The sequence below is a fragment of the Rathayibacter sp. AY1C2 genome (genome assembly GCF_002931195.1).
In the GTDB taxonomy this organism is placed as follows: domain Bacteria; phylum Actinomycetota; class Actinomycetes; order Actinomycetales; family Microbacteriaceae; genus Rathayibacter.
Genome location: NZ_PSWG01000005.1, coordinates 172,906 through 193,044, shown reverse-complemented (window position 1 = coordinate 193,044; position 20,139 = coordinate 172,906). Strand labels below are relative to the sequence as shown.

The following is a 20,139-nucleotide window of genomic DNA, read 5'->3' as shown; positions in this document are numbered from 1 at the left end:
CGTTCGACTTGCATGTGTTAAGCACGCCGCCAGCGTTCGTCCTGAGCCAGGATCAAACTCTCCGTAAAAAAATTACGACCCCCAACCCCGAAGAGAAGGAGAGTCAAGTTTGACCTCTAGCAAATAAGACATCGCTCCGACCCGAAAGCCGGAAGCTGACATCAATTTCCAAAGGAATCCCAACCCGATCCGAAGATCAAGGCCGGGGTATAAAATTGGCATTGAACATAGTGCACGCTGTTGAGTTCTCAAGAATCGGACACATCCCGCCTCCACACCAGAACGGTGCTTCACAACGAAAGTGATCGAAGATTAATGTACGAGGGCGTGAGCCACTCGATTTGTCTTGCTTGCCGAGACCGGTTAGGCTTGTCAGAACCGAAGTCCCGATCGCCTCCGTGGCAACTCGACTAACTTAGCACATCCGCAGGCCGTGTCAAGTCCGGCTTCTCCGTGGTGTTCGCTGCACGATCGAGGACCGCACCGCTGCACCGGGCTCGGCCGTGAGGCCTTGCAACGAAGCCGGGACCGTGTCCCGTGGAGGCTTTGCATCTTACGCTCGCGATCCCGCAGTCTTCAAGAGACGAATCTCTAACAGGCCTGGGAGCGAGGGGATGGTCCCCGCTTGAGGTGGGCCAGCTGGTCTCGACGCTCTGCGCCTGACTCCCGCTTGCCGCTCCTTTGGGGTGACGAGGAGTTACATTACGTCGGGCCTCGGCCGAGCGGCAAATCGCCTGCGTCCCGGGCGTGTCGCGATTCAAGGGCTCTGCGTCGCTGAGTGTCCGACTCGGTACCCGACACCGGCTACCGGCTACCGGCTACCGGCTACCGGCTACCGGCTACCGAGCTGATGAGACCGCCGATGCCGTCATCGCCCGCGTCCGCTCGTGGAGAGCGTGCACGCGGTCAGCGGACGAAGGCCCCGGCGAAGCTCTTCTTGCCGCGACGGAGGACGGCGATCCCGTCGATCAACGGGAGCTCGCCGAGCGTGACGGTCTCGGACGGGAGGGCGGTGTTGTTCACCGAGAGCCCGCCCTGGGCGAGAGCCCGCCGCGCCTCCCCCGTGCTGGCGACGAGTCCGGTCTCGACGAACGCCTGCAGCGCCGACGTCTCCGGGGTCGCCTCCATCGAGGGCACCGCCTCGAGTGCGCCACGGAGGATGACCGCGTCGATCCCCTCGAGCGAGCCCTTGCCGAAGAGCGCGGCCGACGCGTCGATCACCGAGCGCGTCGCCTCCGCTCCGTGCACCAGCGACGTGACCTCCCAGGCGAGCGCGCGCTGCGCCTCCCGGCGGAACGGCTCGTCGGCGGCGGCCTTCTCCAGGCGCTCGATCTCCGTGCGCGGCAGGAAGGTGAAGATCCGCAGGCGGTCGGCGACGTCGCGGTCGTCCGTGTTGACCCAGAACTGGTAGAACGCGTACGGGCTGGTGAGCTCGGAGTCGAGCCAGACGGCGTTGCCCTCGCTCTTGCCGAACTTGGTGCCGTCGGAGTTCATCACCAGCGGTGTGCCGATCGCGTGGACCGACACGCCCTCCGTGCGGTGGATGAGGTCGGTCCCGCTCGTCAGGTTGCCCCACTGGTCGCTGCCGCCGGTCTGCAGCACGCACCCGTACTGCCGGTAGAGCTCCAGGTAGTCGAGACCCTGCAGGATCTGGTAGCTGAACTCGGTGTAGCTGATCCCCGCGTCGGAGTTGAGGCGGGCGCTGACCGCGTCCTTCTTGAGCATCGTCCCCACGCGGAAGTGCTTCCCGATCTCCCGCAGGAAGTCGATCGCCGACAGCGGAGCGGTCCAGTCGAGGTTGTTGACCAGGCGCAGCCCGTTGTCGCCGCCCGCGGGAACGAACCGGCTCACCTGCGCCTGGAGGCGCTCGACCCACGCCGTCACCGTCTCGCGCGAGTTCAGCGTCCGCTCGGCCGTCGGACGCGGATCCCCGATCAGCCCGGTCGAGCCGCCGACGAGCCCGAGCGGCCGATGCCCGGCCAGCTGGAGCCGGCGCATGACGATCAGCTGCACCAGGTTCCCGAGGTGGAGGCTGGGCGCGGTCGGGTCGAACCCGCAGTAGTAGGTGATCGGCTCCCCCGACAGCAGCTCGCGCAACGCTCCCGCATCGGTCGACACGTGCACCGAGCCTCGCCAGACCAGCTCGTCCCACACGGAGTCGAAGGCGGGGTCGAGCTGCGGGCTCGTCGCGGACCCGGGGAGGTGCTGGTCGATCACCCGACCAGGCTACCGTGGCGGGAAGAAGCTGGTCTCCACCAGTCAAGCGCGCAGGCTTGATCTCGGGCGATCAAGTGCGGATACTTGATCGGGGAGGTCCGATGTTCGTCGTCACCGCGGATCAGCGCGACAGCAGGCACGACCACGACCGCGTGGACCAGGCGATCGCGAGCCTGATCGACGACGGTCGGGCGTCGTTCGTCCTGCCCCCGGAGCGGACGGCGGGCGACGAGTTCCAGTGCGTGCTCGACCGGGCCGATGCCGTCGTCACACTCGTGCTCGAGCTGCACCGGACCGGCCACTGGAGCATCGGCCTCGGGATCGGACCCGTCGACCGGCCGCTCCCGGCGACCACGAGAGCGGCGACCGGCGAGGCGTACTTCGCGGCGCGCCGGGCGGTCGAGGCGGCGAAGGGCCGGCCTACGCGCTTCTCCCTCGATCCGGACGCACCGGGAACGGCGGCGCCGGCACCGGCGGACGTCCAGGCGCTGATCGATCCGCTCCTCCTGCTGCGCGACGCGCGCTCCGAGGCCGGCTGGCAGATCGTCGACCTGCTCGAGAGCGGCCTCTCCCAGAAGGATGCGGCCGAGCGCCTCGCCGTCAGCCCGCAGGCGGTCAGCCTCCGGGTCCGCGCGGCGAGTGCTCGGGTCGACGCTCCCGCCCGTGACGCGCTCGCGCGCCTGCTGACAGTGGTCGACCGTACGCTCGACCCCACCGACGAGAGGACACCCCGATGACGGCACCCCCCGGATCCCCCGCCCTGCTCCTCGCCTCCGCGCTGCAGTCCGCCTCGTGGACGGGCGTGGTGCTCGTGCTGCTCGCCGGACTCGCCGGTGCGGTGCTCGCCGTGCGCCTTCGCCGTCCGCAGCTCGCCTGGATCCCCCTCGTGGCGGCGGCCGCCGCCTTCCTGCTCACGGCGGTCGCCGGACCGTCCGCGCCCCCGATCCACTCCGTCCTGGTGGCGGTGCTGGCCTTCGCGCTGGCGATCGCGGGCGGCGGGCCGGTCGTGCTGCTCACCCTCCGGCTCGCGACGGCCGACTCCCGCAGCGGCAGCCACGGCGGCATCATGGTCGCCGGAACCTCCCGCCCCGCCGCCGGGAGCGCGCCCTCGGCGATCGGCCAGCCGATCGAGGTGCTGCGCGGGGGGACGACGATCGGGGTCCTCGAGCGGATCGCGACGGCCGGCGCGCTGATGAGCGGTCTCCCCGAGGGGATCGCGGTCGTGGTGGCGATCAAGGGCGTCGGCCGCTTCAGCGAGCTCGCCTCCCCGGAAGCGCGCGAGCGGTTCATCATCGGCACGCTGGCGAGCCTCGCCTGGGCGGCGGCTCTCGGCGTTCTCGCCCGGCTCTACCTCGCGGGCTGAGCTCCGGGCCGCCGCCGGGGCACTGCTCTCCGGTAGGGCGAGACGGTGGGGTCGGCCGGGATGCTGAAGCGCCACGGGAAGTCGTCCCCGCCGCCCGGGCCCGAGACTCCGGTGCGCGGGCCCGCCACCACGGAGGACGGCCTCTCCCCCGGCAGCAGCTCGAACGCCGCCTCGAGCGGGTCGCCCGACTCGGTGAGACGGACTCCGAGGGCCTTCGCCAGCCGTGCGGGTCCGCGGGCCAGATCCCGGCTGCGAACGGGTCCGCGCCGGATCATCGCGAGATCCTCCCCCGATACGACCTCGCCGGCGCGCAGCAGCACCGCCGACGCCGTACCCGCCGGGGAGCAGACGATGTTCACGCAGGTGTGCATCCCGTAGGTGAAGTACGCGTACACGGACCCGGGCGGACCGAACATGGGAGCCGTCCGGGGTGTCGGTCCGCGGTGCGCATGCGAGCCCGGATCCTCACCGGTTCCGAGGTACGCCTCGACCTCGGTCAGCCGGACGCCGACCACGCCCTCCGGCGTGCGGTGCAGGAGGACGCGGCCGAGCAGCTCCGGTGCCACCTCGAGGGCCGAGCGCGAGAGATCGGGGAGGTCGGCGCTCAGAAGAAGCTCTGGCCCGACACGAGGGTGATCACGATCACCGCGACGATGACGACTGCGGCGACGAGCACCAGAGTCCGCTGCTGCCAGGGGCGCAGCGGCGGACGGCCGTCGTCGCCCGGCGCTCCTCGAAGAGTCACGGGCGTTCCCCTCGGAGGGATCCGCGCACGACCCGGACGCGCTCGGTCAGCCGGGCGAGCTGCTCCGCGACGCGGTCGGGAGCCGTGCCGCCGACACCGTCCCGGCTCGCCACCGATCCCTCGATGCTGAGGACGGACCGCACGTCTGGAGTGAGCAGCGGCGACACCGAGGCGAGCGCGGCGTCGTCGAGATCCTCGAGCCCCCTCCCCTGCGACTCCGCCAGCTTGACCAGCTCACCGGTGATCTCGTGGGCGTCCCGGAAGGGCACGTGCTTCTTCACGAGCCACTCGGCCACGTCGGTCGCGAGGGAGAAGCCCTGGGGCGCGAGCTCCGCCATCCGGTCGGTGTGGAAGGTGAGGGTCGCGATCATGCCGCTGAACGCGGGCAGCAGCACCTCGAGGGTCGTCACCGAGTCGAAGACCGGCTCCTTGTCCTCCTGCAGGTCGCGGTTGTAGGCGAGCGGCAGCGCCTTGAGGGTCGCGAGCAGCCCGGTGAGGTTGCCGATCAAGCGGCCGGACTTCCCCCGGGCGAGCTCGGCGATGTCGGGGTTCTTCTTCTGCGGCATGATCGAGGACCCGGTCGAGTAGCCGTCGTCGAGCGTGACGAAGGCGAACTCCCGCGTGTTCCAGAGGATGACCTCCTCCGCGATGCGCGAGACGTCGATCCCGATCATGGCGGTGACGAAGGCGAACTCGGCGACGAGGTCGCGGCTGGCCGTCCCGTCGATCGAGTTCGGCACGCTCGACACGAAGCCGAGATCGCGGGCGACCGCCTCGGCGTCGAGGCCGAGGGTCGAGCCGGCGAGGGCGCCCGAGCCGTAGGGCGAGACGTCCGCCCGGACGGCCCAGTCCCGCAGGCGCTCCAGATCGCGCAGCAGCGCCCAGCCGTGGGCGAGCAGATGGTGCGCGAGGAGCACGGGCTGAGCGTGCTGGAGGTGGGTGCGCCCGGGCATGATCGCCGTCGGGTGCGCCGACGCCTGCGCGGCGAGGGCGTCGATGAGCTGCACCACCAGCTCCGAGACGAGCGCCGCGTGGTCGCGGAGGTACATCCGGACGAAGGTGGCGATCTGGTCGTTGCGCGAGCGCCCCGCGCGGAGCTTGCCGCCGAGCTCGGGACCGGCTTCGAGCATCAGGCCGCGCTCGAGGGCGCCGTGCACGTCCTCGTCCGACTCGTCGGCGGCGAAGCTCCCGTCGGCGACGGCAGCCTCGAGCCGGTCGAGCGCCGCGAGCATCGCGGTGAGCTCGGCGTCGTCGAGGTAGCCCGCTCCGGCGAGCGCCCGGGCGTGGGCGCGGGAGCCGGCGAGGTCGTAGGGGGCGAGCTGCCAGTCGAAGTGGGTCGACCTCGAGAGCGCGGCGAGCTCGGGCGAGGGGCCGCCGGCGAAGCGGCCGCCCCAGAGGGCTCCGGCCTCGCCCGCGCGGGCGGAGGGTCGTTCCGTCATGGTTCTCCTCGGGTTCGGCTGTCGAGTCTACTGAGCGGCGTCGGCGGTGCCGGCGCGCTCCAGGAGCCACACGAGCAGGGCCTTCTGCGCGTGCAGGCGGTTCTCCGCCTCGTCCCAGATCACGCTCTGCGGGCCGTCGATCACGTCGGCGGTCACCTCGTAGCCGCGATCCGCCGGCAGGCAGTGCAGGAACAGCGCGTCGGGAGCGGCAGCGGCCATCGTGGCGGCGTCGACCCGGTAGGCGCCGAAGGTCGCGACGCGCGCCGCCTTCTCGTCCTCCTTGCCCATCGACACCCACGTGTCCGTGATCACGATGTCGGAGCCGGCCGCGCCCTCGTCGGGGTCGGTCGTGGTGATCGCCGATCCGCCGGTGGTCGCGGCGATGCGCTGCGCATCGGCCAGGACCGCCGCGTCCGGCGAGTACGACTCCGGGGAGACGATGCGGACCTGCATGCCGGCCGTGGCCCCCGCCAGGAGGTACGAGTGCGCCATGTTGCTCGCTCCGTCGCCGAAGAACGTGAGCGTGAGTCCGGCGAGGCGACCGCGGTGCTCGCGGATGGTCAGCAGATCGGCGAGGAGCTGGCACGGGTGGAACTCGTCCGAGAGCGCGTTGACGACCGGCACGCGCGTGCTGCGCGCCATCTCCTCCAGGCCCGACTGCGCGTAGGTGCGCCACACGATGGCGGCGACCTGGCGCTCCAGCACCCGCGCCGTGTCGGAGGCGGTCTCCTTGCCGCCGAGCTGGCTGCTCGCGGTCGAGATGATCAGGGGGCTGCCGCCGAGATCGGCGATGCCGACCGCGAAGGAGACACGGGTGCGCGTGGAGGACTTGTCGAAGATCACGGCGACGGTCTGCGGCCCGGCGAGGGGCTTCCGGGAGAAGCGGTCGCGCTTGAGCTCGAGGGCGAGGTCGAGGATCTCGGCCTGCTCGGCGGGAGTGATGTCGTCGTCGCGGAGGAAGTGGCGGGTCACGGTGCTGGTCGCTTTCGGTGGAGGTACGGGGTCAGAGGGTCTGCAGTGCGCGGCCGAAGCGCTCGGCGAACTCGGCGACGTCGGCGGCGGTCACCACGAGCGGAGGCGCGAGCCGGATGCTCGAGTCGTTCGCCGCGTTCACGATCAGGCCGGCGTCGAGGCAGGCGGCGGCGAGCTCGGCGGCGACCGGCCGGGTCAGGGCGATGCCCAGGAGGAGGCCCGCGCCGCGGACCCCTCCGATCAGGGGCGAGTCGAGAGCGGTCAGCGCGTCGACGATCTGCGCCCCGCGCTCCCGCGCGTTGCCGAGAAGGTCGGCGCGCTCGATCTCGGCGAGCACGGCTCCGGCCACGGCGGTCGCGAGCGGATTGCCGCCGAAGGTGCTGCCGTGGTGGCCCTTCTGCAGGAGGTCGGACGCCTCGCCGAAGGTCACCAGCGCGCCGACGGGGAAGCCTCCGCCGAGCCCCTTGGCCAGGGTGACGGCGTCGGGCAGGATTCCCGCCTCCTGGTAGGCGAACCAGCGTCCGGTCCGCCCGACCCCGGTCTGGATCTCATCGACGATGAGCAGCGCGCCGTGCTCGCGGGTCAGCTCCCGCGCGCGCTCGAGGTAGCCGGCCGGCAGCGGGATGACGCCCGCCTCCCCCTGGATGGGCTCGACGATCAGCGCGGCGACGGACTCGTCGAGAGCCGCCTCGAGGGCCTCGATGCTCGCCTCGAGGTGCTCGACCCCTCCCGGCATCGGCTCGAACGGCGCGCGCATGGCCGCCTTGCCGGTCAGAGCGAGCGCGCCCATCGTCCGCCCGTGGAACGCGTTCTGCAGCGCCAGGACGCGGTGCCGGCCGCCGGCCGCGTTCAGCCGCGCCAGCTTGAAGGCCGCCTCGTTGGCCTCGGTACCCGAGTTGGCGAAGTAGACGCGGCCCGTCTCCCCGGCCCCGGTGAGGCGGCGCAGGGTCTCGGCGAGCTCGATCTGCGGGGCGGTCGCGAAGTAGTTGGAGACGTGGGCGAGCGCACCGGCCTGGCGCGTCACGGCCTCGACGAACACGGGATGCGCATGGCCGAGCGAGTTGACGGCGATGCCGCCGAGGAAGTCGAGGTACTCCCGCCCGTCGACGTCCCAGACCCGGCAGCCCTCGCCGCGCTCGAGCACGGCGAGCGGCGGCGCGAAGGTCTGCATCATCGCGGCGGAGTAGCGGTCGAGCGCCGAGCCGGTGCGGGACGCGGTCGTGGGGATGGACATGGTGGCCTTTCGATCGGAGCGGTCCGGCCGCGAGGGCCGACGGTGCGCGCGTCCCGGACGGGACGGGCGCTCGGAGCCGGGGCCGCTGAGGATCAGCGGCCCGACATTCGCTCCCGGTCGCGGGGGTCGAGCGAGGCGACGACCTCGGTGCCGATGCCCTCCGAGGTGAACACCTCGAGCAGGATCGAGTGCGGGATGCGGCCGTCGATGATGGCGGCCTTGGGCACTCCCCCGCGCACGGCGTCGAGGCAGGCGGTCATCTTGGGGATCATGCCCGATTCGAGCGAGGGCAGCAGAGCCGCGAGGTCGTCCGAGCGAATGTGCGAGACGAGCGACTCGCGGTCGGGCCAGTCGGAGTAGAGGCCGGCCACGTCGGTGAGGACGACGAGCTTCTCGGCGCCGAGCGCGACGGCCAGCGCGGCGGCGGCGGCGTCGGCGTTGACGTTCAGCGACTGCGTGGGGTCGTCCGAGTCGGGGGCGATCGAGGACACGACCGGGATCCGGCCGGCCTCGAGCTGAGCGAGGACGGCGGCGGGATCCACGGCGATCACGTCTCCGACGAGTCCGAGGTCGTGCTCCTCGCCGTCGATCACGACACCGCGGCGGCGGCCGACGAAGAGGCCCGCGTCCTCACCGGAGATGCCGGCGGCGAGGGGGCCGTGCTCGTTGATCCGGCGGACGATGTCGCGGCTGATGCTGCCGGTGAGCACCATCCGCACCACCTCCATCGCCTCGGGGCTCGTGACCCGGTAGCCGCCCCGGAACTCGCTCTCGATCCCGAGCCGGTCGAGCATCCGCGAGATCTGGGGCCCGCCGCCGTGGACGACCACGGGGCGGATCCCGGCGTAGCGCAGGTAGACCATGTCCTGGGCGAAGGAGCGCTGCAGCTCCTCCGACACCATCGCGTTGCCGCCGAACTTGATCACCATCGTGCGCCCGTGGAAGCTCTGCAGCCAGGGCAGCGACTCGATGAGCGTCGCGGCCTTCCCGGGCGCGGCGTCGCGCTCGGCGCGGCTCTCGGCTGAGAGGGTGGTGTCGTCGCTCATGGCCGCCTCAGCTCGAGTACGCGGAGTTCTCGTGCACGTAGTCGTGCGTGAGGTCGTTGGTCCAGATCGTGGCCGTCGCGTCGCCGGCGTGCAGGTCGATGTCGACGGCTACCTGCCGAGGGGCGAGGTCGACGAGGTCGCGGCTCTCGTGCGGCTCGCCCGCGAGGCAGACCTGCACCCCGTTCATCGCGACGTCGATGCCGTACGGGTCGAACTGCGCATCGGTCGTGCCCACGGCGGCGAGGACGCGGCCCCAGTTGGGGTCCTTGCCGAAGATCGCGGCCTTGAACAGGTTGCTGCGGGAGACGGCGCGGGCGACGACCACGGCCTCGTCCTCGGTCGCGGCGTTCAGCACGCGGATCGCGACGTCGTGGTCGGCGCCCTCCGCGTCGGCCTGCAGCTGCAGGGTGAGGTCGCGGCAGACCGCGGTCAGGGCCTCGGTGAACTCGTCGGCGTCGGCCTCTACACCGCTGGCGCCGCTCGCGAGCAGTGCGACGGTGTCGTTCGTCGACATGCAGCCGTCCGAGTCGAGGCGGTCGAAGGTGACGCGGGTCGCGGCACGCAGGGCGGTGTCGAGAGCGGCGGACTCGAGGGCCGCGTCGGTCGTGATCACGACCAGCATCGTCGCCAGACCCGGCGCGAGCATCCCGGCGCCCTTGGCCATGCCGCCGATGATCCAGCCCTGCTCGGAGCGGATAACCGCCTGCTTCGGGACCGTGTCGGTGGTCATGATCGCGCGGGCGGCCGCCTCGCCCGCCACGGGTCCCCCGGCGAGCTCGGCGGAGGCGCCGGTCACGCCGGTGGCGAGCTTCGCGAGGTCGAGCTGGTCGCCGATCAGCCCGGTGGAGCACACCAGCACGTCGCCGGCGGACACCTCGAGGCTCTCGCCCACGAGCTCCGCGGTGCGGTGGGTGACCTGGAAGCCCTGAGCACCCGTGTAGCAGTTGGCGCCGCCGGAGTTGAGGACGATCGCCGAGACCACTCCGTCGCGCATCACCTGCTCGCTCCAGAGGACGGGGTTCGCCTTGCAGCGGTTGCTCGTGAAGACCGCGGCGGCGCTCTGCAGCGGGCCGAGGTTGTGCACGAGCGCGACGTCGCGCGCACCCGTCGACTTCAGCCCGGCGACGACTCCCGCCGCCCGGAACCCTGCTGCTGCGGTGACGCTCACGGCGCGACTCCGTTCACGCTCAGGCCGAGGGACTCCGGGAGTCCCAGGGCGATGTTGGTGGACTGGAGGGCCGCGCCCGCGGTGCCCTTGACCAGGTTGTCGATGGCCGAGACGACCACGACGCGGCGGGCCCGCTCGTCCACGGCGAGTCCGATCAGAGCGGTGTTCGCCCCTACCACGTCGGCCGTCCGGGGGAAGGAGCCCTCCGAGAGCAGCTGGACGAAGGTCTCGTCGCCGTAGGCGGTCTCCCACGCGGCGCGCACGTCCTGCGCCGAGACGCCGGGAGCGAGGCGCGCGGTCGAGGTCGCCAGGATGCCCCGGGACATCGGCACGAGGACCGGCGTGAACGAGATCGAGACGGGTCCGGCTCCGGCGAGCAGGAGGTTCTGCCGGATCTCGGGATTGTGACGGTGCGCTCCGCCGAGGCCGTAAGCGTGCGCGGAGCCGAGGAGCTCGCTGGCGAGGAGGTCGGTCCGCAGGCTCTTGCCCGCACCCGAGGGGCCGACGGCGAGGACCGCGACGAGGTCCGACGACTCGATCACTCCGGCGTGCAGACCGGGGGCCAGGCCGAGCGTGATCGCCGTGACGTTGCAGCCGGGGACGGCGATGCGCCGCACTCCGGCGAGCGCCTCGCGCTGCTTGCGTCCGCCGCCGCCGATCAGCAGCTCCGGGAGCCCGTAGGGCCAGGCCCCGGCGAAGTCGCCCCCGTAGAAGTCGGCCCAGTCCTGCGGGTCGGTCAGGCGGTGGTCGGCGCCGCAGTCGACGACGAGGACGTCCTCGGGGAGGGTCGCGGTGATCTCGCCCGACTTCCCGTGCGGGAGGGCGAGGAAGACGACGTCGTGCCCGGCGAGGTTCCCGGTCGTCGTGTCGACGAGGACGAGGTCGCGGAGCGAGCGGAGGTGCGGGTGCACGGCGATGAGGGGCTGACCCGCGTTGGCGTGCGCCGTCACCGTGCGCACCTCGAACTCGGGGTGGTCGGCGAGCAGTCGCAGCAGCTCGCCGCCCGCGTAGCCGCTCGCACCGGCCACCGCCACGGAGAAAGTCATGCCCGAGAGCCTAGCCGGTGCGGGTGCGGGGCCCCGCCCGGCCGAGCCGGACGGGACCCCCGGCCTCACTCGCGGAGTCGGGCGCCGAAGCGCTCCGCCGCGACGGCCACGCCGCTCTCCTTCGCGGCCGTCGCCTCGGCCGCGGTGAGCGTGCGGTCCGGCGCACGGAAGCGCAGCGCGAACGTCAGCGACTTCGTCCCCTCGGCGAGCCCGGTGCCGCGGTAGTCGTCGACCAGGCGGATCGCCTCGAGCAGCTCGCCCGCCCCCTCGGCGACGGCGGCGCGCACGTCAGCCGCCGCGGTGCCGACCGGCACGACGAGCGAGAGGTCCTGGGTCGCGGCGGGCAGCGCGCCCACCGGGCGGGCCACGACGACCCTCCCGGCCCGCGCGAGCAGCGGCTCCAGGTCGAGCTCGACCACGGCGACGCGGCGCGGCAGGTCGAGCTCCTCGGCGAGCGCGGGGAGCAGCTCCCCCGCGTGCCCGATGACCGCGCCGTCGAGAACGACCTCGGCGGTGCGGCCCGGGTGCAGCGCGGCGTGGGCCCCCTGGCGCAGCACCAGCTCGGTGCCGGTCGCCGCGGAGACCTCGCGGACCACGTCGAGGGCGTCGCGCCAGTCGACGTCACGGCCGGCGACACCGGGCTGGCGCACGACGGCGGCACCCGTGAGCAGCGCCGCGAGGTGCCGCGGCTGCGGTGGGATGCCCGCGTTCAGCTCGGCCTCGACTTCCGCGGACGGACGCGCCCCGCCCGCAGGGAGCGCCCCGGAGCCGAACGGGCCGCCGGCGGCCGGGAGGAAGACGGAGCCGAGCTCGTAGACCGCGAGATCCGTCAGGCCGCGCGAGCGGTTGCGGGCCGCGACCTGCACGAGACCCGGCAGCAGCGAGATCCGCAGCTGGCCCGCGGTCGCGTCGAGCGGGTTCGCGAGCGTGATCTGCTCCTGCGGCTCCCCGTCGACCGAGCCGAGCCGGTCGTTGATCGAGCGAGAGAGGAACGGGTACGAGAGCACCTCGGTCAGACCCGCGGCGGCGAGCGCCTGGGCGAGGGTGCGGCGCAGCCTCTGGCCCGGGGTCAGACCGCGGCCGGGAGGCGCGACGGGCAGGATCGCCGGGATGCGGTCGTACCCGGTGATGCGGGCGACCTCCTCCGCGAGCGAGGCGCGGTCGACGAGGTCCGGGCGCCAGCTCGGCGGAGTCACCAGCAGGCCCGCTCCGCCGGCCTCGACGGAAGCGCCGATCTCGACGAGCGCGCCGCGGATCTCCGCCGGGGTGTACTCCACCCCGATGAGGCCTGCGACGTAGCCGTCCGGCAGCTCGACCGGCTCCGCCGTGCGCGGGTCGGCCAGGACCGAGCCGAGCTCGTCCGCCGTGCCGCCGGCGAGCTCCACCAGAAGCTGCACCGCGCGGGCCGCGGCGACCGAGGCCACCTCGGGGTCGACGCCGCGCTCGAAGCGCCGCGACGCCTCGCTCGGCAGCTTGTGCCGGCGAGCCGTCCGGGCGATCGAGACCGGGTCGAAGTTCGCCGCCTCGAGCAGGACGTCGGACGTGGCGTCCGAGATCTCGGTGCGCGCGCCCCCCATCACTCCGGCGAGGCCGATCGCCCCGCCGTCGTCGGCGATGACGAGGTCCTCCGCGTGCAGGCGCCGGGTCTGGCCGTCGAGCGTCTCGAGGGTCTCCCCCGGTGCGGCGCGGCGCACCACGATGCCGCCCTGCAGGGTCGCCAGGTCGTAGCCGTGCAGCGGCTGGCCCAGCTCGAACATCACGTAGTTGGTGATGTCCACGACGAGCGAGATCGAGCGGACGCCGGCCAGTCGCAGTCGCGCGAGCATCCACGGCGGCGTCGGTCGTGAGACGTCGACGCCCCGGACGACGCGCGTGACGAACACGGAGGCGCCGACACGGCCGCGGATCGGCGCCTCGTCGGCCACGGACACGGGGAAGACGGGGGCCGTCTCCGTGCGCTCGTGCGGAGGGAGCGCCTGAGCGGGGTCGCGGAAGGCGGCTCCGGTGGCGTGGGCGTACTCGCGGGCGATGCCGCGGATCGAGAAGGCGTAGCCGCGGTCGGGCGTCACGTTGACCTCGACCGCGGCGTCGTCGAGACCGAGGAGCGCGACGGCGTCCGTGCCCGGCTCCGGGTCGAGCCCGAGCGAGGCGAGGCGGAGGATGCCCTCGTGGTCGTCCCCGAGGCCGAGCTCGCGGCTCGAGGCGATCATCCCGTCGGACACGTGCCCGTAGGTCTTCCGCGCGGAGATCGGGAACGGCCCGGGCAGGACCGCACCCGGCAGGGACACGACGACCTTGTCGCCGGCCGCGAAGTTGTGGGCTCCGCAGACGATGCCGCGGACGTCCTCTCCGCCGTCGGCGGCCCGCCCGCCCTCCGGGGCCACGCGGACGTGGCACCAGTTGATGGTCTTGCCGTTCTTCTGCGGCTCCGGAGCGAGGTCGAGCACCTCGCCGACGACGACGGGCCCGGTCACCTCGAACCGGTGGACGTCCTCCTCCTCCAGGCCGACCGACACCAGGGCCGCGTGCACGGACTCCGTCGTGACGTCCTGCTCGAGGTCCACGTACTCCCCCAGCCAGCTCAGCGGGATGCGCATCAGATCACCATCCCGTACTGCTCGCTGAAGCGGACGTCGCCCTCGACCATGTCGCGCATGTCCTTCACGTCGTTGCGGAACATCAGGGTCCGCTCGATCCCCATGCCGAAGGCGAACCCGGAGTACTCCTCCGGGTCGATCCCGGCCGCGCGCAGCACGTTCGGATTGACCATGCCGCAGCCGCCCCACTCGATCCAGCGGGCACCACCGACGAAGGTCGGGTGCCAGACGTCCAGCTCGGCGCTGGGCTCGGTGAAGGGGAAGTAGTTCGGCCGCAGGCGGATGCGCGCGTCGTCGCCGAAGAGGATCCGCGCGACGTGCTCGAGGGTGCCGCGCAGGTGCGCCATGGTCAGGCCGCGGTCGACGGCGAGGCCCTCGAACTGCGTGAACACGGGCGTGTGCGTCGCGTCGAGCTCGTCGGTGCGGTACACCCGGCCCGGAGCGATCACGTACAGCGGCAGCGGGCGCTCGAGCATCGAGCGGATCTGCACCGGCGAGGTGTGCGTTCGCAGCACCAGGTGCGAGTCGACGGGGTCGACGAAGAAGGTGTCCTGCATGGCGCGGGCCGGGTGGTCCTCGTCGAAGTTCAGGGCGTCGAAGTTGAACCACTCGTTCTCGAGCTCCGGCCCCTCCGCGATCTCCCAGCCCATCCCGACGAACACGTCGGCGATCGACTCCTGGAGGAGCGAGAGGGGGTGGCGGGCGCCGCGGCGCACGAAGCTGGCGCCGGCGGTGACGTCCACGCGCTCGGCCTCGAGCGCGGCCGCGTCCTCTGCCTCGATGAGCTCGGCCTCGCGGGCGGCGTAGGCGTCGCCCACCTGCTTGCGGGCACCGCCGACGAGCTTGCCGGACGCCGCCTTGTGCTCGGGCGGGACGGAGCGCATCTGCGCGTTGAGGCGGGCGAGGGCGGACCCCTCGCCGAGGTGGGCGGCTCGGGCGGACTTCAGAGCGGTGGAGTCGCCCGCCGCGCCGATGGCGGCGAGGGCGTCGGCGACCGCCGCGGAGACGGCCTCGTCGGTGATCGGGTTGCTGTCTGACACGATCCCCCAGTGTAGGCGAGGGCCTCCGCCCCCTCCCGCCGCCCGCGCGCGGTGCTCGTCGCGCTCGCCCGCGGCCGGCCCCCGTCTGCGCCGACGGCTCTCGAAGCCCCGCCACCGGCGCTGCTCGACCAGCAGGGGCGGGTTCTCGCTACGCCGGGGTCGGAGGCCGCTCCACCGGCAGGAGGCGGGGCACCGCCGGACGGGAAGACGCCCGGACCGATCGCGGCTCCCCGATCGCCACCGCCTCCGCGTCGACGACGCCGGAGCGGAGCACCACCGCTCGATGCGCTGAGCGATCGCCGGACCCTCGAGGCGAACAGGAGAATCGCGTGTCAGCGATTCTCCGTAGCCGGACGCAGGACGCTCTGCGGAACCCGACCCCGTCAGGAAGCCGACCGCGGTGAGGATCGCCCTCGGGCGATCCTCACAGTTCAGTCCTGCACAGCGATCAGCTGCGTGTCCGTCTGCGCGCGGGCTGCGGGGTGGCCGCCGATGGTGCGGCCGCCGCGTCCGCCGCTCTTCGTGCGGATCTCGATCCACTTCGCCAGCCCCGAGAGGAGGAGGCAGATGCCGATGTAGATCGCTCCGATGACGATCGCCGCCGGGATGATCGGGCTGTCGAGGCTCGACTGGTTGCCCAGGTAGCGCGCGTAGTACAGCAGCTCGTTGTAGGTGATGATCGAGCCGAGCGCCGTGTCCTTGAGGGCGACGACGAGCTGGGCGATGATCACGGGCAGCATCGAGCGGATCGCCTGGGGGAACAGGATGAGCCGCATCACGCCGGACTTGCGCAGGCCGATCGCGTAGCCCGCCTCTTTCTGTCCTCGCGGGAGGGCCTCGATGCCGGCGCGGAAGATCTCGGAGAAAACGGAGCCGTTGTAGAGGGTCAGGGCGATGACGACGGCGAGGTAGGGGCTGAGCTTGAGGCCCGCGAACGGCAGGCCGTAGTACATCAGCATCATCAGGATCAGGACGGGGATCGCCCGGAACAGCTCGATGAAGAGCGTGACGGGGACGTTGATCCAGCGCCGGTCCGAGAGCCGGCCGATCGCCAGGAGGAGGCCGAGGACGAGGCTGGCGACGCCCGCCGTGGCGAAGGCCGCGAGCGTGCGGCCGAGGGCGCCGCCGATGCTCTGCCAGACCAGCGGGTAGCCGAACGCCCGCCACTTGGAGGCGTCGAACTGGCCGGACTCCGCGAAGCGCCAGACCACGAAGCCGAGGAACGCCGCGATCAGCAGGACGACGACGACGCCGATGACGCGGTTGCGCACGACGGCCCGGGGGCCGGGGTTGTCGAAGAGGACGGAGCTCATCGGGCGACCCTCCACTTCTTCTCGAGCTGACGTTGGACGAGCGAGAGCAGGGTGACCAGGACCACGAAGACCAGGGCCACCCAGAGGACGACGATGAGGCTGTTCTCGCCGCGCTCGTTGAGCACGCGGACGATGGTGCCCGCCTCCGCGACCGAGAAGCCGGCGGCGACGGTGGTGTTCTTCAGCAGCGCGATCAGGACGCTCATGAGCGGCGGGATCACGGAGCGGAAGGCCTGGGGCAGGACGACCTGCGTCATCGTGAGGCCGAAGTCGAGGCCGATCGCACGGGCCGCCTCGGCCTGGCCGATCGGCACGGTGTTGATGCCCGACCGCAGCACCTCCGCGACGTAGGTCGCGGTGTAGAGGCTGAGGGCGCAGATCGCGAGGTTCGTGTAGTCCACCTGCGGCAGGTCGAGCTTGGGGTAGCCGAAGGCGAAGAAGAACATCACCAGCGTGAGCGGGGTGTTCCGGATGGTGTTCACGTACACCGTGCCGACCGCGCGGGCGATCGGGACGGGCGAGACGCGCATCGCGCCGACCACCGTGCCGATCAGCAGGGCGAACACGAGCGAGACGCTGAAGAGGATCAGGGTGTTGCCGAAGGCCGGGACGTAGACGTCGAGGTTGTTCAACAGGACATCCATGCGGCTGGCCCTTCTGTCGGAGCGGTGGTGGTGGTCGAGGAGAGGGGACCCCCGGGCGGCGGTCGGGCCGCCCGGGGCGCCTCCTAGTAGTCGTTCACCGCCGGCTGGGTGACGGTCGTGCCGGACTGGCCGAGCGTCTCGTCGTAGATGGCGCTCCAGGTCTCGCCGCCGTCGGTCAGCATGACGTTGACGAAGTGGCGCAGGGCGTCGTCGTCCTTCGGCAGGCCGATGCCGTAGAGCTCGGTGCTGAAGGGCTCTCCGACGACCTTGAGCTCGTCGGGCTTCTGAGCGGCGTAGCCGATCAGGATCGCGCCGTCGGTGGTGACGGCGTCGACGGTGCCGTCGGAGAGGGCGTCCACGCACTGCGAGTACGTGTCGAACTCCTCGGTCTTCACCTCGGGGTAGTTGGTGCGGATGTTCTGGATCGGGGTGGAGCCGGTGGCCGAGCACACGGTGGTGTCGGCGGTGAGGTCGTCCGGTCCGGTGATCGTGTCGTTGTCGGCCGCGACGAGCAGCTGCTGGCCGGTCTCGAAGTAGGGTCCGGCGAAGCCGACCTGCTCCTTGCGCTTGTCGGTGATCGAGTAGGTGCCGACGTAGTAGTCGATGTCGCCGTTCACGATCGACGCCTCGCGGTTGGCCGACGGGATCGCCTTGAACTCGATGGCGTCGGCCGCGAAGCCGAGCGAGGCCGCGGTCCACTTCGCGATCTCGATGTCGAAGCCGGAGCGCTCGCCGGTCGCCGCGTCGAGGTAGCCCAGCCCGGGCTGGTCCTCCTTGACGCCGATGACGACCTTGCCGTCCGCGGTCATCGAGTCGAAGGTCGGGCTGCCCTCGAGAGTGACGTCGGAGGCGACCTCGTACGCGGAGGTCCCTCCCTCGGAGCCTCCACCGGCGCCGCCGCCGGCGGTTCCGGAGTCGCCGGAGCAGCCTGCGAGGGCGAGGGTCGCTGCTGCGAGTCCCGCGGTCATGAACATGAGCCTGGTGCGCATGATCGTCCTTCCTGGGGTTCGGCCCGCCGGAGCGGGCGATGTCGGGTCGGCTCCCGGGTCACGGGTCCGACCTGCCTGGTGGCTGCTGATCGCGCTTCTAGTGCGTGATGAGCTTGGAGAGGAAGTCCTTGGCCCGGTCGGTGCGGGGCGCGGTGAAGAACGACTCCGGGTCGGTGTCCTCGAGGATCTCGCCGTCGGCCATGAACACGACGCGGTCGGCGGCCTTCCGGGCGAATCCCATCTCGTGGGTGACGACGATCATCGTCATCCCGTCCTTGGCGAGCCCGACCATCACGTCCAGGACCTCGTTGATCATCTCGGGATCGAGCGCCGAGGTCGGCTCGTCGAAGAGCATTACCTTGGGCTTCATCGCCAGCGCCCGCGCGATCGCGACGCGCTGCTGCTGCCCGCCGGAGAGCTGGGCCGGGGTCTTGGCGGCCTGGTGGCCGACGCCGACCCGGTCGAGCAGCGCCGTAGCCTGCGCCTCCGCGTCCTTGCGGGAGAGCCCGCGGACCTTGATCGGGCCGAGGGTGACGTTCTCGAGGATCGTCTTGTGCGCGAAGAGGTTGAACGACTGGAAGACCATCCCGACGTCGGCGCGGAGCGCGGCGAGGCCCTTGCCCTCCTCCGGGAGCTTCTGCCCGTCGATGGTGATGGTGCCGCCCGAGATCGTCTCGAGCCGGTTGACCGTGCGGCAGAGCGTCGACTTGCCGGATCCGGAGGGACCGAGGACCACGACGACCTCGCCCCGGTGCACCGTCAGATCGATGTCCTTCAGAGCCTGGAAGTCGCCGTAGTGCTTCTGCACCCCGGAGAGGACGACGAGGGGTTCACCGGCGGGAGCGGCGGCGCGCTCGTCTTGCGGGGCTGTGACCATGCCGTCAGAGAAGCACACGGGGATGGGCCGGTCAAATCATGAGGGAATTCTTAACCGAAGGGTAACAACGCACCCTGTTCTCCAGGTTCGCGGCACCCTCGGCCCGGTTCCTCTCAGGAACGCAGCGCGAAGGCGCTCTCGTACAGGCAGACGGAGGCCGCGGTCGCGAGGTTGAGCGACTCCGCCGCCCCGTAGATGGGCACCGCGACCACGCCGTCGACGAGGGCGAGCGACTCGTCCTCGAGGCCGCGCGCCTCGTTGCCGAAGACCCAGACGGTCGGCTGGGCGAGGTCCCCGCGGGCGCGGACGTCGAGCAGGTCCTCCCCCTTCACGTCGGCCGCGACGGAGCGCAGTCCCACGCCGCGGAGCCGGCCCAGCACGTCGGCGAGGTCGGCGCCGACCGCGACCGGGAGGTGGAAGAGCGAGCCGGTCGTGGAGCGCACGACCTTGGGGTTGTAGAGGTCGACCGAGCGGCCGGACAGCACGACAGCGTCGGCGCCGGCGGCGTCGGCGGCACGGATGATCGTGCCGAGGTTGCCCGGATCGCGGACCTCCTCGAGCACCGCCACGAGGCGCGGCTCGGAGGCGACGACGTCCTTGAGCGACGTGGGGAACTGACGGCAGACCGCGACGAAGCCCTGCGGAGTGACGGTGTCGGCCATCGCGTCGAGGACGTCCTCGGTCACGTACTCGATGTCCACCTCCGCCTCGGCGGCGGCGGCGACGATCTCGGGGTGGCGCTCCAGAGCGGTCGGAGTCGCGAACGACTCGACGATCAGCTCCGGGCGGTACTGCAGCGCCTCGGAGAGTGCCTGCGGGCCCTCGAGGAGGAAGAGCCCCGTCTCGAGCCGGGCCGGGCGGCGGGTGAGCTTCGCCACGGAGCGGACACGGGGAGAGCGGGGGTTGTCGAGCATGCGGCGAGCCTATCGGCGCGGTGATCGCCGCCCCCGCAGACACGGCGCGGGAGGGCCTGCGGACGACGGAGGGGGCCGCGACCTCTCGGTCGCGACCCCCTCCGGGAATCCGTGCTGACTACGCTGCGGCCTTGGGCGCCGAGGTGTCGGCGGGCAGCGCGCTCTTCGCGGTCGCGACGAGCGAGGCGAACGTGGCCGGCTCGGTGATCGCGAGGTCCGCGAGGATGCGGCGGTCGACCTGGACGCCGGCCAGGGCGAGGCCCTGGATGAAGCGGTTGTAGGTCAGGCCGTTCGCGCGGGACGCGGCGTTGATGCGCTGGATCCAGAGACGACGGAACTCGCCCTTCTTGGCGCGGCGGTCGCGGTACGAGTAGACGAGGGAGTGGGTGACCTGCTCCTTCGCCTTGCGGTAGAGGCGCGACCGCTGGCCGCGGTAGCCCGAGGCGCGCTCGAGGATGACGCGACGCTTCTTGTGGGCGTTGACGGCCCTCTTCACTCTTGCCATTGCTGTTTCTTCCTATCGATCCATGTCGGC

General features: G+C 71.7%; 19 protein-coding genes and 1 rRNA gene. 2 read left to right on the top strand and 18 right to left on the bottom strand.

Going from position 1 to position 20,139, the window contains the following annotated elements; genetic code table 11:
• Nucleotides 1-68 (bottom strand): 16S ribosomal RNA (locus tag C5C55_RS06265); the annotation flags it as partial.
• A gap of 838 nt (nucleotides 69-906) precedes the next feature.
• A complete protein-coding gene (gene tyrS, locus C5C55_RS06260) occupies nucleotides 907-2,217 on the bottom strand; it encodes a tyrosine--tRNA ligase (protein WP_104233290.1) in 1,311 nt (436 codons plus the stop codon).
• A gap of 101 nt (nucleotides 2,218-2,318) precedes the next feature.
• Here tyrS and C5C55_RS06255 point away from each other — a divergent pair, with 101 nt between their 5' ends.
• Complete coding sequence (locus C5C55_RS06255; protein ID WP_104233289.1) at nucleotides 2,319-2,954, top strand: DNA-binding protein; 636 nt, start codon at nucleotides 2,319-2,321, stop codon at nucleotides 2,952-2,954.
• Nucleotides 2,951-3,580 (top strand): hypothetical protein, encoded by a 630-nt coding sequence (locus C5C55_RS06250; protein ID WP_258059401.1) that lies wholly within the window; start codon nucleotides 2,951-2,953, stop codon nucleotides 3,578-3,580. Before C5C55_RS06255 ends, C5C55_RS06250 begins: the two co-directional genes overlap by 4 nt.
• Here the strand turns inward: C5C55_RS06250 and C5C55_RS06245 are convergent.
• The 16 genes from C5C55_RS06245 to rplT all read right to left on the bottom strand — a co-directional run bounded on the left by C5C55_RS06245 (nucleotide 3,565) and on the right by rplT (nucleotide 20,109).
• A complete protein-coding gene (locus C5C55_RS06245) occupies nucleotides 3,565-4,188 on the bottom strand; it encodes a DNA-3-methyladenine glycosylase (protein WP_104233288.1) in 624 nt (207 codons plus the stop codon). The two genes, C5C55_RS06250 and C5C55_RS06245, sit on opposite strands and share 16 nt — an antisense overlap.
• Nucleotides 4,185-4,325, bottom strand: a complete 141-nt coding sequence (locus C5C55_RS16505) for a hypothetical protein (protein ID WP_160034127.1) — start codon at nucleotides 4,323-4,325, stop codon at nucleotides 4,185-4,187. Before C5C55_RS16505 ends, C5C55_RS06245 begins: the two co-directional genes overlap by 4 nt.
• Complete coding sequence (gene argH, locus C5C55_RS06240; RefSeq protein WP_104233287.1) at nucleotides 4,322-5,764, bottom strand: argininosuccinate lyase; 1,443 nt, start codon at nucleotides 5,762-5,764, stop codon at nucleotides 4,322-4,324. Before argH ends, C5C55_RS16505 begins: the two co-directional genes overlap by 4 nt.
• 27 nt (nucleotides 5,765-5,791) lie before the next feature.
• Complete coding sequence (argF, locus tag C5C55_RS06235; protein WP_104233286.1) at nucleotides 5,792-6,736, bottom strand: ornithine carbamoyltransferase; 945 nt, start codon at nucleotides 6,734-6,736, stop codon at nucleotides 5,792-5,794.
• A gap of 31 nt (nucleotides 6,737-6,767) precedes the next feature.
• Nucleotides 6,768-7,970 carry an acetylornithine transaminase gene (locus C5C55_RS06230; protein ID WP_104233285.1) on the bottom strand — a complete coding sequence of 401 codons (1,203 nt, stop codon included), beginning with the start codon at nucleotides 7,968-7,970 and terminating at the stop codon, nucleotides 6,768-6,770.
• 92 nt (nucleotides 7,971-8,062) lie between these two features.
• Nucleotides 8,063-9,016: an acetylglutamate kinase gene (gene argB, locus C5C55_RS06225; protein WP_104224497.1), complete on the bottom strand. Its 954-nt coding sequence runs from the start codon at nucleotides 9,014-9,016 to the stop codon at nucleotides 8,063-8,065.
• A gap of 7 nt (nucleotides 9,017-9,023) precedes the next feature.
• The gene (gene argJ / locus C5C55_RS06220) at nucleotides 9,024-10,184 is read right to left on the bottom strand and encodes a bifunctional glutamate N-acetyltransferase/amino-acid acetyltransferase ArgJ (RefSeq protein WP_104233284.1); all 1,161 of its coding nucleotides are present in this window, start codon (nucleotides 10,182-10,184) and stop codon (nucleotides 9,024-9,026) included.
• Entirely contained in the window at nucleotides 10,181-11,230 is a 1,050-nt protein-coding gene (gene argC / locus C5C55_RS06215; RefSeq protein ID WP_104233283.1) for an N-acetyl-gamma-glutamyl-phosphate reductase, read from the bottom strand. Before argC ends, argJ begins: the two co-directional genes overlap by 4 nt.
• A 65-nt stretch (nucleotides 11,231-11,295) precedes the next feature.
• Nucleotides 11,296-13,827: a phenylalanine--tRNA ligase subunit beta gene (pheT, locus tag C5C55_RS06210; protein WP_104233282.1), complete on the bottom strand. Its 2,532-nt coding sequence runs from the start codon at nucleotides 13,825-13,827 to the stop codon at nucleotides 11,296-11,298.
• On the bottom strand, nucleotides 13,827-14,867 hold the full coding sequence (pheS, locus tag C5C55_RS06205) for a phenylalanine--tRNA ligase subunit alpha (RefSeq protein WP_104233281.1): 1,041 nt from the start codon (nucleotides 14,865-14,867) through the stop codon (nucleotides 13,827-13,829). Before pheS ends, pheT begins: the two co-directional genes overlap by 1 nt.
• Nucleotides 14,868-15,298: 431 nt before the next feature.
• Nucleotides 15,299-16,180 carry an amino acid ABC transporter permease gene (locus tag C5C55_RS06200; RefSeq protein WP_104224492.1) on the bottom strand — a complete coding sequence of 294 codons (882 nt, stop codon included), beginning with the start codon at nucleotides 16,178-16,180 and terminating at the stop codon, nucleotides 15,299-15,301.
• Nucleotides 16,177-16,824: an amino acid ABC transporter permease gene (locus C5C55_RS06195; protein WP_104224491.1), complete on the bottom strand. Its 648-nt coding sequence runs from the start codon at nucleotides 16,822-16,824 to the stop codon at nucleotides 16,177-16,179. Before C5C55_RS06195 ends, C5C55_RS06200 begins: the two co-directional genes overlap by 4 nt.
• Nucleotides 16,825-16,907: 83 nt before the next feature.
• On the bottom strand, nucleotides 16,908-17,813 hold the full coding sequence (locus C5C55_RS06190) for a glutamate ABC transporter substrate-binding protein (RefSeq protein ID WP_181067789.1): 906 nt from the start codon (nucleotides 17,811-17,813) through the stop codon (nucleotides 16,908-16,910).
• A gap of 97 nt (nucleotides 17,814-17,910) precedes the next feature.
• Nucleotides 17,911-18,690, bottom strand: coding sequence for an amino acid ABC transporter ATP-binding protein (locus C5C55_RS06185; protein WP_104224489.1), 780 nt, complete (start codon nucleotides 18,688-18,690; stop codon nucleotides 17,911-17,913).
• Nucleotides 18,691-18,803: 113 nt separating this feature from the next.
• Complete coding sequence (locus tag C5C55_RS06180; protein ID WP_104233279.1) at nucleotides 18,804-19,604, bottom strand: RNA methyltransferase; 801 nt, start codon at nucleotides 19,602-19,604, stop codon at nucleotides 18,804-18,806.
• A gap of 118 nt (nucleotides 19,605-19,722) precedes the next feature.
• The gene (rplT, locus tag C5C55_RS06175; RefSeq protein WP_104224487.1) at nucleotides 19,723-20,109 is read right to left on the bottom strand and encodes a 50S ribosomal protein L20; all 387 of its coding nucleotides are present in this window, start codon (nucleotides 20,107-20,109) and stop codon (nucleotides 19,723-19,725) included.
• Nucleotides 20,110-20,139 lie beyond the last annotated feature (30 nt).

What these genes read in the sequence shown, in the direction of transcription:
- C5C55_RS06195 (WP_104224491.1), bottom strand. Translation starts at nt 16,824, where the DNA reads ATGGATGTCCTGTTGAACAACCTCGACGTCTACGTCCCGGCCTTCGGC.
- rplT (WP_104224487.1), bottom strand. Translation starts at nt 20,109, where the DNA reads ATGGCAAGAGTGAAGAGGGCCGTCAACGCCCACAAGAAGCGTCGCGTC.
- C5C55_RS06190 (WP_181067789.1), bottom strand. Translation starts at nt 17,813, where the DNA reads ATGCGCACCAGGCTCATGTTCATGACCGCGGGACTCGCAGCAGCGACC.
- argC (WP_104233283.1), bottom strand. Translation starts at nt 11,230, where the DNA reads ATGACTTTCTCCGTGGCGGTGGCCGGTGCGAGCGGCTACGCGGGCGGC.
- C5C55_RS06180 (WP_104233279.1), bottom strand. Translation starts at nt 19,604, where the DNA reads ATGCTCGACAACCCCCGCTCTCCCCGTGTCCGCTCCGTGGCGAAGCTC.
- C5C55_RS06255 (WP_104233289.1), top strand. Translation starts at nt 2,319, where the DNA reads ATGTTCGTCGTCACCGCGGATCAGCGCGACAGCAGGCACGACCACGAC.
- argB (WP_104224497.1), bottom strand. Translation starts at nt 9,016, where the DNA reads ATGAGCGACGACACCACCCTCTCAGCCGAGAGCCGCGCCGAGCGCGAC.
- C5C55_RS06185 (WP_104224489.1), bottom strand. Translation starts at nt 18,690, where the DNA reads ATGGTCACAGCCCCGCAAGACGAGCGCGCCGCCGCTCCCGCCGGTGAA.
- C5C55_RS06250 (WP_258059401.1), top strand. Translation starts at nt 2,951, where the DNA reads ATGACGGCACCCCCCGGATCCCCCGCCCTGCTCCTCGCCTCCGCGCTG.
- C5C55_RS06200 (WP_104224492.1), bottom strand. Translation starts at nt 16,180, where the DNA reads ATGAGCTCCGTCCTCTTCGACAACCCCGGCCCCCGGGCCGTCGTGCGC.
- C5C55_RS06230 (WP_104233285.1), bottom strand. Translation starts at nt 7,970, where the DNA reads ATGTCCATCCCCACGACCGCGTCCCGCACCGGCTCGGCGCTCGACCGC.
- pheT (WP_104233282.1), bottom strand. Translation starts at nt 13,827, where the DNA reads ATGCGCATCCCGCTGAGCTGGCTGGGGGAGTACGTGGACCTCGAGCAG.
- argH (WP_104233287.1), bottom strand. Translation starts at nt 5,764, where the DNA reads ATGACGGAACGACCCTCCGCCCGCGCGGGCGAGGCCGGAGCCCTCTGG.